Raw genomic sequence first — 13510 nt, forward strand, 5'->3', positions numbered from 1 at the left:
ACTTTCGTTGGAATGACGAGACTTTGGTTTGGAATGACGAGACTTTGGTTTGGAATGGTGGCACCCCTCCCCTCCGTCACCCTGAACTTGATTCAGGGTCTGGTTTAGTTATTATTTAGAGAACAAAAATCATTCAATAGTTACCATAAAGCCTAAAACAAAAATATAGTAAAAAAAGTTATGCGCAGGTTGTCATAAAACTTACGACTTTTGGCTACAATTTTACATGTCTAAAAAAAATAAAAAAAACAGTAAAATAAACCAGAAAATCAGAAAATATTTTGATGATGACCCTTTTGATGTCGGAATTGAGAGAGTAAGTTCTGAGACTTTAAGCGAGCTTTTTCACACGCTTGGTATCTATGATATTGAGCATAACAGAGATGTCTTAATTAAAACTGCGAGAATGATGTGGAGCGAAGCAGATGTGGAGTTTAGAGCTGATATTTTAAACTTTTTTGCCTCAAATGGTACCGTCTACAGCACAAATGCTCCCAAAGAACCAAATCTCGACAGAGATGAGAAAATAGATTTAATCCTTCAAGAGCTAAATGTCTCTAATGCAGAGGCAGCTATGCTTCATGAACTTTATGCTGAAGTTAGAAGCAAAAAGATTACCATAAGCAAGGTTGAGTCAAAACTTCGCCACATCAGGTTTGGCATAAAAAAAGAGAGACTTCAAAAAGCACTTGACGGCATTTTTGATATAGATGACTCTTTGGAGTTTAATGCCTCTTTGCACTACGTTCTTTACGCTCAGAGTTTTCATAAGATACTTACGCTAAATACTAAGAAATATGAGTATGAATATCTTCAAGATACAGATGAGTCTGTACTAATCAACGAGATTGGCGAAGAGAAAGAGAGAGTTGTAGCCCTTAAGCAAGAGGAGATAAACAACTTTATAAAAAATTTGCCAGACCCTCATAAACATTTAACACAAAAAGAGATAGCAGGCGCTCTGCGTGCCTCACCCCCAAAAACAAAGCTCTCTTACCCTATGATAAAAGAGAGCATACTCGAAGATATTATAAAAAAAGCACTTGGAGCCGTTGAATTAGAAGTTCATGATGATGAGCTTCTAGTTGGGCTAAAACAGAGTTTTAAGCTTCCACATTCAGATAAGGAGCATGAGTATAATTTAGAGCTACATGTAGCCCTTAATTCGCTTCTCGAAGATGTTTGGAAATCTAAGGAACTTGACTTTAGTGAGGTTATTCAAGAGTCGAAAGAGGAGTATGAAGGTCAGTTTTTAACAGATTTACAGAGCATAGTAGATGAGTGCAGAAAATATGCAACACTGCTTCACCTTAGTGAACTAGAGCTACATTCAAGAGTTTATGCTCTTTTACTCGACATGCTTCCGCTATCTTTAAATATAACATCAAAAATAATACGAAAAACAGTAAGAAGATTTGTACACAGCACTCATGATCAGATAATTAAAAAACAGAGACATGCTCTGCTTGCAAGGACTATTAGAGATTTTAAAAACCTATTTCCTCAGGCTAGAAGCATGAGAAGAAAACTCACTCTTCACATAGGACCGACAAACAGTGGTAAAACTTATGAAGCTATGAAGAAGCTTGAGTATGCCGACACAGGCTACTATCTCGCCCCTCTTAGACTTCTTGCACTTGAAGGGTATGAATCGCTAAAAGAGAGAGGTATAGCTTCGTCTCTTATAACAGGCGAAGAGCAGATTTTAGATGATGATGCAACACATATAAGCTCAACTATAGAGATGATAAACTTTGATGTTGATGTCGATGTTTGTGTAATTGATGAAGTTCAAATGTTAGATGACCGTGACCGTGGCTGGGCATGGGCAAATGCAATTATTGGGGCACCTGCCAAAGAGGTGATAATGACAGGGTCATTAAACTCAAAAGATGCGATTATTGCACTGGCGGAGTATCTTGGAGAAGAGCTAGAGATAGTTGAGTTCGAGAGAAAAAATCCCCTAGTGCTGCTAGATAGACCAATAAGCATAAAAGATGTTGAGGCGGGGACAGCGATTATAGCTTTTAGCAGAAAGGATGTTTTAAGGCTAAAGCAAAGCTTCGTAGCTTATTTTAGAGTCAGCGTCGTTTATGGGAATCTTTCTCCCGAGGTAAGGCGAGAAGAGGCAAGAAGATTCAGGGCAGGAGAGACAGAGATACTAATAGCCACTGATGCAATAGCCATGGGGATGAACCTACCTATAAAAACTATACTTTTTTCCAAGGCTGAAAAGTTTGACGGAGTGACCCAGAGAAATCTTCTCCCATCAGAAGTTCATCAGATATCAGGTCGTGCCGGAAGGTTTGGACTGCATGAAAAAGGGTACGTTGGGGCTTTAACCTCAGAGGTATTAGGTATCATTAAAAAGAACTTTTATAAAGAGGCAAAAGCTATAACGATACCTTTTAAGGTTATGGCAAATCTGGAGCACATAAGGCTTGTAGGGAGCATCCTGGAAGAGAATTCATTAAGTGAAATCCTAAAATTTTTCGTGGAAAATATGGAGTTTAACGGTCCGTTTGTTGCATGGAATTTGGATGACATGCTCGAAGCTGCTTTGATTGTAGATGCGTACGATTTGGATATAGCCACCAAATACCATCTTGCCTGCGCTCCGCTTACTCTAAAATCACCATATATTATAGGAGCTTTTGAGAGTTATTTAACAGCACTGGAGAAGAATATGCCAATTGCATATGTGGAGCCTCATCTTACCGGAAGTTTTGCCAAAACATCAGAGGATCTTTTACGTGCAGAAGATATGGTTAAAGAGATCTCACTCTACCTCTGGCTAAGCTACAGATTTAAAGACTACTTTACTGATGCCTATAAAGCCCGCATAGCGAGAGGAGTTATCAACCAATACATAGAAGAGTCTCTGCAACAGAGTCATTTGGCCTCAAAATGCAGAATGTGTCAGGTACCTTTGCCGCTTAATACAAAATACAGTATATGCCAGTCGTGTTTTAAAAAACACTATACTACAATGGGAGCTAGAGGTCGAAGCAGAAGCTAAGGCAACTCCGAATAGTTCACGACTTGGTTGCGGCCACTGTTTTTTGCTTTATACAGTGCCTTGTCGGCATTATCTAAAATGGTCTTTGCATCAATCCCTTTAGTGCTGCTTGCAACCCCAAAGCTGGCAGTTTTATGCCCTACTGTTGTAAAATCGAACTTATCTATGGCCGTTCTTAGTTTTTCAGCGACTGCCATAGAACCATGAGTGTCTGTTTCAACACAAATAATGATAAACTCTTCACCGCCCCATCTTCCCACATAATCTGTAGCTCTTGCATTGTTTTTCAATATTAATGCGAACTCCTCTAAAACACTGTCCCCTGCCAAGTGCCCATAAGTGTCATTAATAGATTTAAAGTGGTCTATATCAATCAAAATTATAGAGAAGACACTATTATTGGTATATCTGTTGATTCTTTGCAGTTCGGTATCAATAATTTCATCAATTTTAACTCTATTGTAAAGTTTAGTTAAGGAGTCAAGAACATAGAGACTCTTGAGCTCCTTCTTTGCTTTAACTAGCTCTTCATGCTCCTGATGAAGTTTATTTATAAATAGATTGATTGATTTTGTAACATCTCCGAGTTCATCATAAGATACAATGCAGAGTCTTTTGTTAAAATCTGCATCACCGGATGCAATTTCTCTTGTCTCTTGTACAATCTGGTTTATTCTAAATTTGAAATCTCTGGATATAAAAAATGTAACAGAGATTGAAATTGAAAACCAGAGTATAAATATATAACTTCCGTTTGATATAATGGAATTGGAGTTTTCATATATGGAATTCATATTTTGCGCAATTTTATCTTTAATATTTAACCTTAAGGCGTTAAACATCTCATAAATATTATTATATTTTTTGACAAGTAATTCGGTGTCTTCACTTATATTCTCATAGCTATAGTTGCTATTTATTAATTTGGTGGATACACTCTTGGCAAATGCATAGTAGTCCAAAAATGAGTCCAAAACCTTTTTTATATCATCTCCATAATCGGTCTGAAGATGTTTTTGCAAATTGGATTTAATCTCATTTGCGTGAGCCTCCGAATTGGCAACCCACTCTAACTCTTTTGCCGCAACCGCACTGTTTAGCTGATTAAGTATTTTTTCTAAAATTGATATATTGTTAAAAGTACACTCATTAAGATGTATCAGTTCAAGATTAATCTCTTGCATGTTGGAGTTCATATTCATTGTATTTGAGAGAATAAAAAAATAAAAAGGCAATATAGATATTATCCCTATCAAAGGGACGAGAAGATTTTTTTTCAACAGCGACAGCGAGTTGTAATATAAGATAATATTTTTCATATTTTAGCTAATCTGCTTCATATATTATTTTCCAATTATCTTGTAAATCTTTTTTTTCAATAAAGGCTATGGTATTTAAATTGTTAAGTTTTTCAACAATTTCATTGTAAGAAAATTTTTGAGAGATAGGTTTTTTCCCTGTATAAACTAATCTGATCCAGTAGTTGTTATATTGAGATATTGATTTATTTAATATTTTATTTACAAATTTTTCATGCAGTTTTTCATTAATACATAACAAAGGCACTATGCAAACATTGTCGATTGTGTTAACTTTTGCAAGATATATTGACTGTACCGACTCTTTGGATAAACTGCCAATATTGGAGCCTTTATTTGTAACTATGACAATGTTTGCCTGTAGAAGAGAAGCTGTTAAAAATAAGAGTAAAATGAACTTCATAATTATCACTCCTTGGATAAGGTGATTAAAAAAAAGTATTGTACCATAATTAATGAAATATAACATTATTTATGTTGTTAATAAATAAATTTGTTATTATTGGATGTATAAAATGTATTCGACAGCTTCCAAAAGTTCTTTATTTGTAATTTTGTTTGCATAAGCGTATCCAAGTGCCGCCCCTGCTCCAACACCCTCTTTTGCCTCGCCCTCATCATACTTTTTCAATACAGGAATGCTCGCTTGCTCAAATGAAAAACTTGTATATACAGCATGAGGCTTATAGCTTAGAAGCGAGAGAATATGAGCAATGTCAGAGTGCTCGTCATTTGCCACCCAAGAGGTAGTTGCAAGGGTGATATTGTCACTTTTTAGACGCATAAAAACATCTTCTCTCAGGGCATCTGCTACAAGCAGACAGGCTGCCATTTGCGTTCCGCCGGCTAGGACTATATGAAATCTTCTTGAAGCTTCAAGTAAAAAGCCTGCACAAAAGATAAGCATATTATCACTTACATGTGAGAGTTTTTCAAATTTGTCCATATCTTCGTTTATAAGCGATAGAGCCTTTTGGATAGTCCCGTTTTTGATGGAGTCCGGTACATCTAAAAAACTAGAAGAGAAATCGTTTTTACACTCATACCCCAAAGCCAAGGCAGTTGCCGCGGCTGTGGTAGTTCCGCTTGGGGTACTCTCTGCAAGTATGAGGTAGCTGCCCTTGAGTTCATAACTTTTTCCGGCTTTCATCCCTTTGTGAAAGACATCTCTTGCGTCTATGTTTGCACCTGTAGCGATGGAGTCAGAGGGTGAAATGCCAAAGCTTTGGCATGTAGTATTTTGAGGAGATATATGAAGCCCCAGATTTAAAATCTCTATGGAGCTAAAGGGTGTCAGGTTATGAACCGCTCTTGTAATAATAGCCGGAGTCGGAACACCTGTCGGTGTCTCCGCAAGCTCCCCCAAAGAGAAAACTTTTTGGTTTGTTATAAACTCTGCATCAAGCGTAGGGGTAAGAGGTATCATCCCTGGAATCCCAGCCTGAGTTATCCCCTCTATCTCACATGTCCTTGTAACTGAGGCAGCTAAAAGAAAGTCTGCTTTGCCAACCGGCAGAGAATCCTCTTCATTTGTAAAAATATTATATGTTTTCAATTATCAAATCTCCGTAATCTATCTTAATGCTAAATGCTTCTTCTAGGGTTATGTTTTTTATTATACTAAGAAAAACTCTTACAACCCCTGCGTGGGTTACAACCAATATATGCTCTTTATTTAGGGCTGGGAGATACTCTAAAAAAAACTCTCTCACTCTTTTGATATACTCTTCATACGGCTCTCCGTCAAGGGCGTTAATCCACTGCAAAAAGTCTATATACTCTATCTCTTTTTGGGCAATAATATCATCAAACCTCATCCCCTCGTGTTTTCCCCATGATTTCTCTCTTAATTTGTCTGTGTATATGATATTTTTTACATGTGCAGAGTATTTTATGCTCTCTTTGGCGCGCAGCAGGTCCGAACAAAACAGAGCATCAAAGTTTAGAGAGTCTAAGCTTTTTGCTAGCTCTTTTGCCTGCTCATGACCTTTTAAAGACAAACCTATGTCGTTATGTCCGTTATAGCAACCAAGATATGCCCCATCCACCTCTGCATGTCGAACTAAGGTTATTTGCATTAAGACAATATTCCAAAGAGTACAATGTTTAACAGAACCAACTCTGTCACTTCGATTGTAAAACCATATATGTCGCCTGTAAAACCACCATATCTCTTAATAAAAAATCTTTTAATAACAAACAAAACTAACAATGAGCCGAGAAAAAGTATAAACCCCTTCCATATAAGGACTAACACCAGAGAGTAAAAGAGTGCTGTAAACATATGTGTTTTGCTTAGCTCCTCTTTTGTCAATGTGCTCATACCGCTTGGAGTTATATATGGATAGTTGTAAATTGCTAAAACAGCATTGAGCCTTGAGAGCATTAAAATTGCCGGTAAAAGATAGAGCAGCTCCTCATAGTCGGTAAGAAACAAAGAGAGGGATGAGGCTTTTAGTATAAGAAAGGTTACTGTCAAAATCATCCCCATACCGCCTACATGTGGCTCTTTCATAACTTCCAAAGCTTTGCTTTTCTCCACGTAAAGCCCATCTATCGTATCGCTAAAACCATCAAGATGAAGAGCTCCCGTGAGAACGACCCATAGAGCAAAAAGGAGAATTCCCAAGTGTGTTGATGATATGTACGGAGACAAAAGTATGTAAGCCGCCCATAAAATTGTGCCTAGTAAAACTCCGATAAGAGGGTAAAACATAGCTGCATGGCCGTTTATCCCTTTGTGAAAGTTGTGAACTTTGAAAAAAGGAAGAGTAGTTAACATTGAGAGTGCGAGTGCGAAACCTCTGAAAATATTGCTCATTTTATCCTCGTTGATATGCCGGCGATGGTGTGGTAGACTTCATCACAATCAGAAGCTATCAGTTGAGATAGTTTCCCGCTGATGTCTACAAACTCACGTGCTAGTTTATTGTCCGGTATTATGCCACAACCAACGTCATTTAAAACAAAAACTATTGTTTTATCAAGCTTTAAAACTGACTCCAATTCTCTAACCATATCTTCAAAACTTCTTTTATGATGTAGCATATTATTAATCCACATGCTGACACACTCAAACAAAACAAAACTCTTACATGTAGAGATAACTTTTAGTATTTCAAGCGGCTCCTCAATGGTCTCAAACTCATCTGCTCTATTGAGTTTATGAGCTTCTACCCTTGTTCGCATCTCTTCATCTATAAACTCAGTAGTTGCCAAATAGACGGGCTTAGGCAAATGGCTGATTTGCAATATGTATTTTTGCGCATTAAGTGATTTTCCGCTTTTGATACCACCTATAAAAAGAGTTTTTTTCACTCTAGCACTCCTCGGATACAAGTTGATTCCGTCCGGCCTCTTTTGCAATGTAGAGAAGTTCATCAACACGTTTTAAAATTGCGCTCTCATCCATTTTGCAATCTGGTGTAACATTTAAAAGTCCCAAGGATATGGTGAGAACATCGTCGTTTAGGCTTGAAGTGTGCTCTATATTAAGGTTTTTTACTGACATCAGTATCTCTGAAGAAAACATTTTTGCCTCATCAAAGCTTTGCTCATCGGAATAGATGACAATAAACTCCTCTCCCCCGATTCTAAAAAGGTAGTCACTTGGGCGTTGCAGTTTAAGAGAGACCTGAGCAACCACTTTTTGCAATGCTTCATCCCCTTTTATATGTCCGTAGGTATCATTATATTTTTTAAAATAGTCTATATCAAACATTGCCACACAAAACATTTTGCCGTTACGTCTTGCACGTCTGAGCTCTTTGTGAAACATCTGGTTAAAGAAACGGCGATTATAAGCTTGTGTCAGTTCATCTTTTATAGAGATCTCTTCGATGAGTTTTTGACTGGTTATATTTTCTATAATTGAAGTAAAGCCGGTTATTTTTTCATTCTCGATTATCGGGGTTATATTGTTTCTTATCCAATACTCATCTCCGTTTTTGCGTATATTTTTTAAAATGCCCGTCCAATTTTTGCCATGTAAAATAGTGCGCCACATGTTTTGATGAAGTGATGCCGGAGTCTCTTTGCTCTTTAAAATACGGTGGTTTTTTCCTACAAGCTCATCTTTGGTGTAGCCGGTTAGTTTTGTAAAGGCTGTGCTTACTTCAATGATATTTCCGTCAATATCGGTTCTGGACATGCATACAAACTTGTCTATAATATCTATCTTGTTCACCAAATTGTTTTTAAACTTCTCCAGCTTTTCATGAAGTCTCAGCGGGTAGCTAGAAAGCATTATGGCAAGCGGAAAAGATATGGTGAAAACTATTATTCCCATAACCAAAACATAGTCTATTATATCCTTGGTGTGTTCAATAAGCTTTTGGCGTTTCTCTTCGAGGACTATTTTCAGCCCTTCGCCATTTTCAATTATGTCAGATATCTCAATAGAAGATTGTTTTGTACGAAAAAGCAACTTCAAAAGAGTGTTGTTTTTATATTCATCTAGTGAGCAGTTAATATTGATGTGTTCAAGATATTTTGTCCAAGTTTTGCTGTTCTTATCACACCCGTCATGGTTGCTGCATAATATATATGAGTCTTTGTCAAATATAGCCAAATTGAAAAGTTCTGATGCCGTAGCCTCTTCTAAAATCTTTTTCATAAAAATATTAATGATTAAAATGCCTTTGAACCGGTCGTTGTCGTAGTATGCTTTGGCTACTCTGAGCATCGGAACAACAGGTTGCACAATTTTGCCATCTTCTATGCTTAGGTCTACATTTGAAAACCAAGCTCTCCCTTTTGCAACATCTTTGGTCTCTTGAAAATAATAACGGTCAGCTTTATTTTGCAAACTTTTTTTATCTATGTTATAAGGTGCGCCACCAGATGAATCTCTGTCTATTCTTATAGTCTCATCCCCGTTATTGTCAATAAACCTGAACTGCATTATGCTTGGATTTGAGTGCGTTATTGCCATCATAATACTAGCGATGTGATCTTTTGTCTGATTTCTACTCTTTAAATCATTGCGTATAAAAGCCTCAAACTCCGAAGTTTGCTCCACCGCCGCAAGATAGTTTTTAAAGTTGTCGGTCTGTGAGCGTAAAAACTCTTTTTTATAAAAAAGGGTGTTTTTTGCTGAAGTGTCAAACTCTTTATGCATTGCGTTTAACTGGTAGTAACCACTCACAAATATAGAGACAGCCGAGATAATAAAACCAACAAAAACAAAAAGCAAGATAAGAATAAAGCGGTAGTAGTATTTACTTGTTTTAGGAATCAGTTTTAATCTCAAAATCTCTCCTTTATTGATTAATATTATTAAAAAATGTTACTTTAGTATAGTATCATAATATTATTTAGATAACTCTTTTTGGATAAAATCCAAATCTACATGTAGCTCTATATGCTCTGCAAACTCAAGAATTGCTTGTGCTTTGTACTCCCTGAAGTTGTACCCCTTGTAATCTTGATTTATCTCAGAAAATAGCTTATGGCGAAACTCGTCACTCTCAAAAAGACCATGCACAAAAGTTCCGTAGAGGTTTTTTTTCATTTTCGCTCTTTTTTTGGCAACCCCGTTGTGTATCTCATACCCCTCAACCATACACCCGAAAAGATGGTAGCACCCCTTTTTAACTATTTTTTCTTTGGCAAATACTACCTCGCCTTTTATCCGTCCAAAACCAGAGACCTCTTGTAGTTCTGACTCTACTTTTAGCGGGTCTGAAATTTTCTCAAACATCATCTCGTAACCGCCGCAAATTGCCACCACTTTTTGTTCTTTTGAACTTAGAAGCGTGGAGAAACCTCGAGCTCTCAGCCACTCTAAATCGTCCACAACTCTTTTGCTCCCAGGGAGAACTACCACGTCACATGTAAGAATATCGCCGGGATTTGAGATAAAGACCAGCTCCACCTCTTTGTCTGACACCAAAGGCTCAAAATCTGTAAAATTGCTGATGTGTGGGAGTTTTATAACGCCGACTTTTATAATCGCTTTTGTAGTGTCTTGAACATAGTTTATAATAGATTCGCTGTCTTCAAAACCGAGGTTAAAAGGCTTAAACGGGACAACACCTAAAACATTTATCCCAAACCTCTCCTCAATGATTTGCACACCCTCGTCAAAGAGAGAGATATCCCCCTGAAATTTGTTGACGATAACGCCTATAACATTCTTGCGTAGTTTTAAAGGGAGGAGCTTATAAACCCCATATATGGAAGCAAAAACACCGCCCCTTTGAATGTCGGCTACCAAAATTATTTTGGTATTAAACTTATCTGCAATATAGATGTTAGACAGATCTTTATCCATTAGGTTTAGCTCAACAGGACTTCCTGCCCCCTCAGCCACTATACACTCATACTCCTCTTGAAGTTTTAAAAAAGCTTTTTTTACATGTGGCGTTAATGTGTGAATATCACGATAATACTCAAGCACATCTTTGTTCGCGACACTTTTGCCGTTAACTATTACATGTGCGCTAGATTTACCACCAGACTTTAACAAAATAGGGTTCATATTTGTAGTAGTTTTAAGCCCGATTGCCTCTGCCGCAAAGAACTGAGGAATAGCTATCTCACCTCCGTCATCAGTTACATGAGAGTTGTTGGAAACATTCTGGGCTTTAAACGGTGCAACTTTGATGCCACGATGGTGCAAAAGATAAGTTAGAGCAAAAGAGAGAGTAGACTTTCCAGCGTCAGAGCTTGTACCGAATATGCTTAGTGAGTTCATTTGTTCTTTTTCCTTCTTTTATATCTATGTTAAGATTATTGATTTTTTTTAACATGCATAGTAAGCTATGTTGAAATTATCAGCTCCCTAAAACCCTCTTCATCTCTTTATCAAAATCAGATTCTATTTTTTGCGTTTTATTGAACTCATCATACTCACTATGAGCTTTTAATTCGGCTTGTTGTTTTGAGATGCTGCCTTTGTCATCTAGTATCTTGTACTCATTGAACTCTAAGAACTTGTTTACAGAGTTTGCAACTTGTTCCATGCTTAGGGTTGTTTTGTTTTCTATGAGTCTTTCTATGTAGTCAAAGTAGCCAGAAACCGCACGTTCTAGTTTTTTTATATCATCTTCACTGAGGTAATTTTTTGCTACGGTTGTGTCTGATTTTAGAACTCTTCCGTTTGGTGAGTTCTTGAAAGTTTGTAAGCCCATGTAAGGTTTTGTTTTATCTGCATTTTCGTAGATAATTTCTGCGGCTGTTTGTCCGCTGATGGCAAAATGAAATCTGTTTTGTATGGTCGCATAAAAGTTTTTTGTAGTTTCTGATTTTGAGTTATAGTCTATGCTGCACTCTGCAAATATATCGGTGATTTTTTGATAAATCCTACGCTCACTTGTGCGGATTGAGCGAACACGTTCAAGTAGCTCTTTGAAGTAGTCTTTTCCAAAGTACTGACCGTTTTTAAGCCTGTCATCATCCATAGCAAAACCTTTGATGATGTACTCTTTTAAAACCTTTGTAGCCCATATGCGAAAATGTGTAGCTTGGCTTGAGTTTACTCGGTAGCCGACTGAGAGAATTGCGTCAAGATTGTAATATTTAGTTTGATATTTTTTTCCATCTTCGGCAGTATGTTCCAAAATGGAACTAACTGAATTTTCTTCAAGCTCTCCACTCTCAAAAATATTTTTAAGATGTTTAGTTATAGCAGGTCTTTGTACTCCAAAAAGTTCAGCCATTCTTTTTTGTGGTAACCATACTGTTTCATCATTTACAAATATTTCAACTCTAACTTCACTATTTGGAGTAGTGTATAGTAAAAATTCTGTAAGTTCATCTTTTGTTGTAAGTGTTATATTTTGCTTCATAAAAACCCCTAAAGATTATGTTAAATTATTTTACCTAAACGAGTGTATGAATATGTTAAATATGACAATATGTCATAAAGTAACTGTGCTTACGGTTTTAGATTTCCACATCATCCCAAAATTCATCAAAGTCAAGATTTGTCATTGCATTTTCATCGTCTAGGTTTTTCTCAAATAATTTTTTTTGTACATTTATAAAGTACTCTTCAAGTGCTTCGTTCATGATTTCACTAACATCTTTGTCTAGGATTTTACTGAAGTTTTCTAGGTTTTCAATGTTGTCGCCGTTGAGATTAAAGTTTAGTTTTTTCATATTATTCTCCCAATAAATTTACAACTAACTTCACCATCAACTCTTTTTGTTGAGGGTCACTTGTTGCTATGAGAAGCGCTAGTGAAACTAGGGCGTTGTCGTTTATCCTTAATTCGCCATTTGCTTTGCAAAGGAGGTTGTTTTTACTTAGGAATAGTATGAATATAAATGAGCCTATCCGTTTGTTTCCATCGCTAAATGCGTGGTCTTTTATGATGTAGTAAAGTAGATTTGCTGCCTTTTGTTCTAGGCTTGGTATCAAATCTATTCCAGAAAATGTTTGGTAAATATTTCTGATAATCCCTTTAAATTCATTCGCCTTTTCATTGCCAAAGAGGTAGGTTGCTTCGCCTTTTTTCATAAGCTCTTTTTTTAGCTCAGATATAGCCGCCTCAGCCTCATCATAATCTAAAATAAATCTCACTTCCTCTGTTCCGACAATATTTTCCAAGCTATTCTCATCATAACCCTGAAGTATCGCCCAGCTTTTAGCATACCTATTGATGATGTCCAATAAACCTTTTGCCTCATCACTGCGAAGCTCTTTATCCTCGATACTGTTTTTAATCAAGTTTATAGTTTCTGTTAGTTCATTGAGCTGTGATTCTTGAACTGTTTTTTGGTTGATGGCATAACCTTTAACCAGATATTCTTTAAGTATTTTAGTTGCCCAAATTCTAAACTGTGTGCCTCGTTTTGATTTTACCCTATAACCAACAGAGATAATTACATCTAAATTGTAGTAATTTATATCTCTCTGAACTTCTCTTTTTCCTTCAAGTTGAACTGTCTGGAAATTCCGGATAGTTGAGTTCTCTTCCAATTCACCTTCTTTATATACATTTTTTATATGTTCATTCACTGTTTTGACATTTTTATTAAAAAGCTCAGCCATCTGCCTTTGACTCAGCCATACTGTTTCATTCTTTAGTGACACATCTAAGTTTACTCTGCCATCTTCATCCGTATATAGTAAAACTTCATTATTCATGCAAATCCTTGAAACTTAATGCGAATATCTTATCGAAAGTTTATGCAGCATTAAAAAAATATGGCAGTTTGCAAATAA

Annotated in this window: 12 protein-coding genes; 1 reads left to right on the forward strand and 11 read right to left on the reverse strand. The window is 36.6% G+C overall.

Features of this window, described 5'->3' with window-relative positions; genetic code table 11:
- Positions 1 to 226: 226 nt before the first annotated feature.
- Entirely contained in the window at positions 227 to 3019 is a 2793-nt protein-coding gene (locus tag HUE88_RS00330; RefSeq protein ID WP_194369969.1) for an SUV3 domain-containing protein, read from the forward strand.
- Here HUE88_RS00330 and HUE88_RS00335 read toward each other — a convergent pair.
- From HUE88_RS00335 to HUE88_RS00385, 11 genes are all read right to left on the reverse strand, one after another.
- The gene (locus HUE88_RS00335) at positions 3016 to 4215 is read right to left on the reverse strand and encodes a diguanylate cyclase (RefSeq protein ID WP_229860107.1); all 1200 of its coding nucleotides are present in this window, start codon (positions 4213 to 4215) and stop codon (positions 3016 to 3018) included. The two genes, HUE88_RS00330 and HUE88_RS00335, sit on opposite strands and share 4 nt — an antisense overlap.
- Before the next feature lie 130 nt (positions 4216 to 4345).
- On the reverse strand, positions 4346 to 4741 hold the full coding sequence (locus tag HUE88_RS00340; protein WP_194369973.1) for a hypothetical protein: 396 nt from the start codon (positions 4739 to 4741) through the stop codon (positions 4346 to 4348).
- Between the two features lie 96 nt (positions 4742 to 4837).
- Positions 4838 to 5893 (reverse strand): nicotinate-nucleotide--dimethylbenzimidazole phosphoribosyltransferase family protein, encoded by a 1056-nt coding sequence (locus tag HUE88_RS00345; RefSeq protein WP_194369975.1) that lies wholly within the window; start codon positions 5891 to 5893, stop codon positions 4838 to 4840.
- Complete coding sequence (cobC, locus tag HUE88_RS00350) at positions 5880 to 6416, reverse strand: alpha-ribazole phosphatase family protein (RefSeq protein WP_194369977.1); 537 nt, start codon at positions 6414 to 6416, stop codon at positions 5880 to 5882. The genes HUE88_RS00345 and cobC overlap by 14 nt, the downstream gene beginning before the upstream one ends.
- The gene (locus HUE88_RS00355) at positions 6416 to 7159 is read right to left on the reverse strand and encodes an adenosylcobinamide-GDP ribazoletransferase (RefSeq protein WP_194369979.1); all 744 of its coding nucleotides are present in this window, start codon (positions 7157 to 7159) and stop codon (positions 6416 to 6418) included. The genes cobC and HUE88_RS00355 overlap by 1 nt, the downstream gene beginning before the upstream one ends.
- Complete coding sequence (locus tag HUE88_RS00360; protein WP_229860108.1) at positions 7156 to 7656, reverse strand: bifunctional adenosylcobinamide kinase/adenosylcobinamide-phosphate guanylyltransferase; 501 nt, start codon at positions 7654 to 7656, stop codon at positions 7156 to 7158. The genes HUE88_RS00355 and HUE88_RS00360 overlap by 4 nt, the downstream gene beginning before the upstream one ends.
- A gap of 1 nt (position 7657) precedes the next feature.
- The gene (locus HUE88_RS00365; protein WP_194369983.1) at positions 7658 to 9589 is read right to left on the reverse strand and encodes a diguanylate cyclase; all 1932 of its coding nucleotides are present in this window, start codon (positions 9587 to 9589) and stop codon (positions 7658 to 7660) included.
- 60 nt (positions 9590 to 9649) lie between these two features.
- Complete coding sequence (locus tag HUE88_RS00370; RefSeq protein WP_194369985.1) at positions 9650 to 11035, reverse strand: cobyric acid synthase; 1386 nt, start codon at positions 11033 to 11035, stop codon at positions 9650 to 9652.
- A 79-nt stretch (positions 11036 to 11114) separates the two neighbouring features.
- Complete coding sequence (locus HUE88_RS00375; RefSeq protein ID WP_194369986.1) at positions 11115 to 12128, reverse strand: virulence RhuM family protein; 1014 nt, start codon at positions 12126 to 12128, stop codon at positions 11115 to 11117.
- Positions 12129 to 12225: 97 nt separating this feature from the next.
- The gene (locus HUE88_RS00380; RefSeq protein WP_194369988.1) at positions 12226 to 12441 is read right to left on the reverse strand and encodes a hypothetical protein; all 216 of its coding nucleotides are present in this window, start codon (positions 12439 to 12441) and stop codon (positions 12226 to 12228) included.
- 1 nt (position 12442) lies between these two features.
- Positions 12443 to 13432: a virulence RhuM family protein/type II toxin-antitoxin system death-on-curing family toxin gene (locus tag HUE88_RS00385; protein WP_194369990.1), complete on the reverse strand. Its 990-nt coding sequence runs from the start codon at positions 13430 to 13432 to the stop codon at positions 12443 to 12445.
- Between the last annotated feature and the right edge of the window lie 78 nt (positions 13433 to 13510).

Source organism: Candidatus Sulfurimonas baltica (assembly GCF_015265455.1).
In the GTDB taxonomy this organism is placed as follows: domain Bacteria; phylum Campylobacterota; class Campylobacteria; order Campylobacterales; family Sulfurimonadaceae; genus Sulfurimonas; species Sulfurimonas baltica.

Excerpts from the sequence above, each read along its gene's own strand:
- HUE88_RS00330 (WP_194369969.1), top strand. The coding sequence starts at position 227 with ATGTCTAAAAAAAATAAAAAAAACAGTAAAATAAACCAGAAAATCAGA.
- HUE88_RS00335 (WP_229860107.1), bottom strand. The coding sequence starts at position 4,215 with ATGAACTCCAACATGCAAGAGATTAATCTTGAACTGATACATCTTAAT.
- HUE88_RS00340 (WP_194369973.1), bottom strand. The coding sequence starts at position 4,741 with ATGAAGTTCATTTTACTCTTATTTTTAACAGCTTCTCTTCTACAGGCA.
- cobC (WP_194369977.1), bottom strand. The coding sequence starts at position 6,416 with ATGCAAATAACCTTAGTTCGACATGCAGAGGTGGATGGGGCATATCTT.
- HUE88_RS00355 (WP_194369979.1), bottom strand. The coding sequence starts at position 7,159 with ATGAGCAATATTTTCAGAGGTTTCGCACTCGCACTCTCAATGTTAACT.
- HUE88_RS00370 (WP_194369985.1), bottom strand. The coding sequence starts at position 11,035 with ATGAACTCACTAAGCATATTCGGTACAAGCTCTGACGCTGGAAAGTCT.
- HUE88_RS00375 (WP_194369986.1), bottom strand. The coding sequence starts at position 12,128 with ATGAAGCAAAATATAACACTTACAACAAAAGATGAACTTACAGAATTT.
- HUE88_RS00380 (WP_194369988.1), bottom strand. The coding sequence starts at position 12,441 with ATGAAAAAACTAAACTTTAATCTCAACGGCGACAACATTGAAAACCTA.
- HUE88_RS00385 (WP_194369990.1), bottom strand. The coding sequence starts at position 13,432 with ATGAATAATGAAGTTTTACTATATACGGATGAAGATGGCAGAGTAAAC.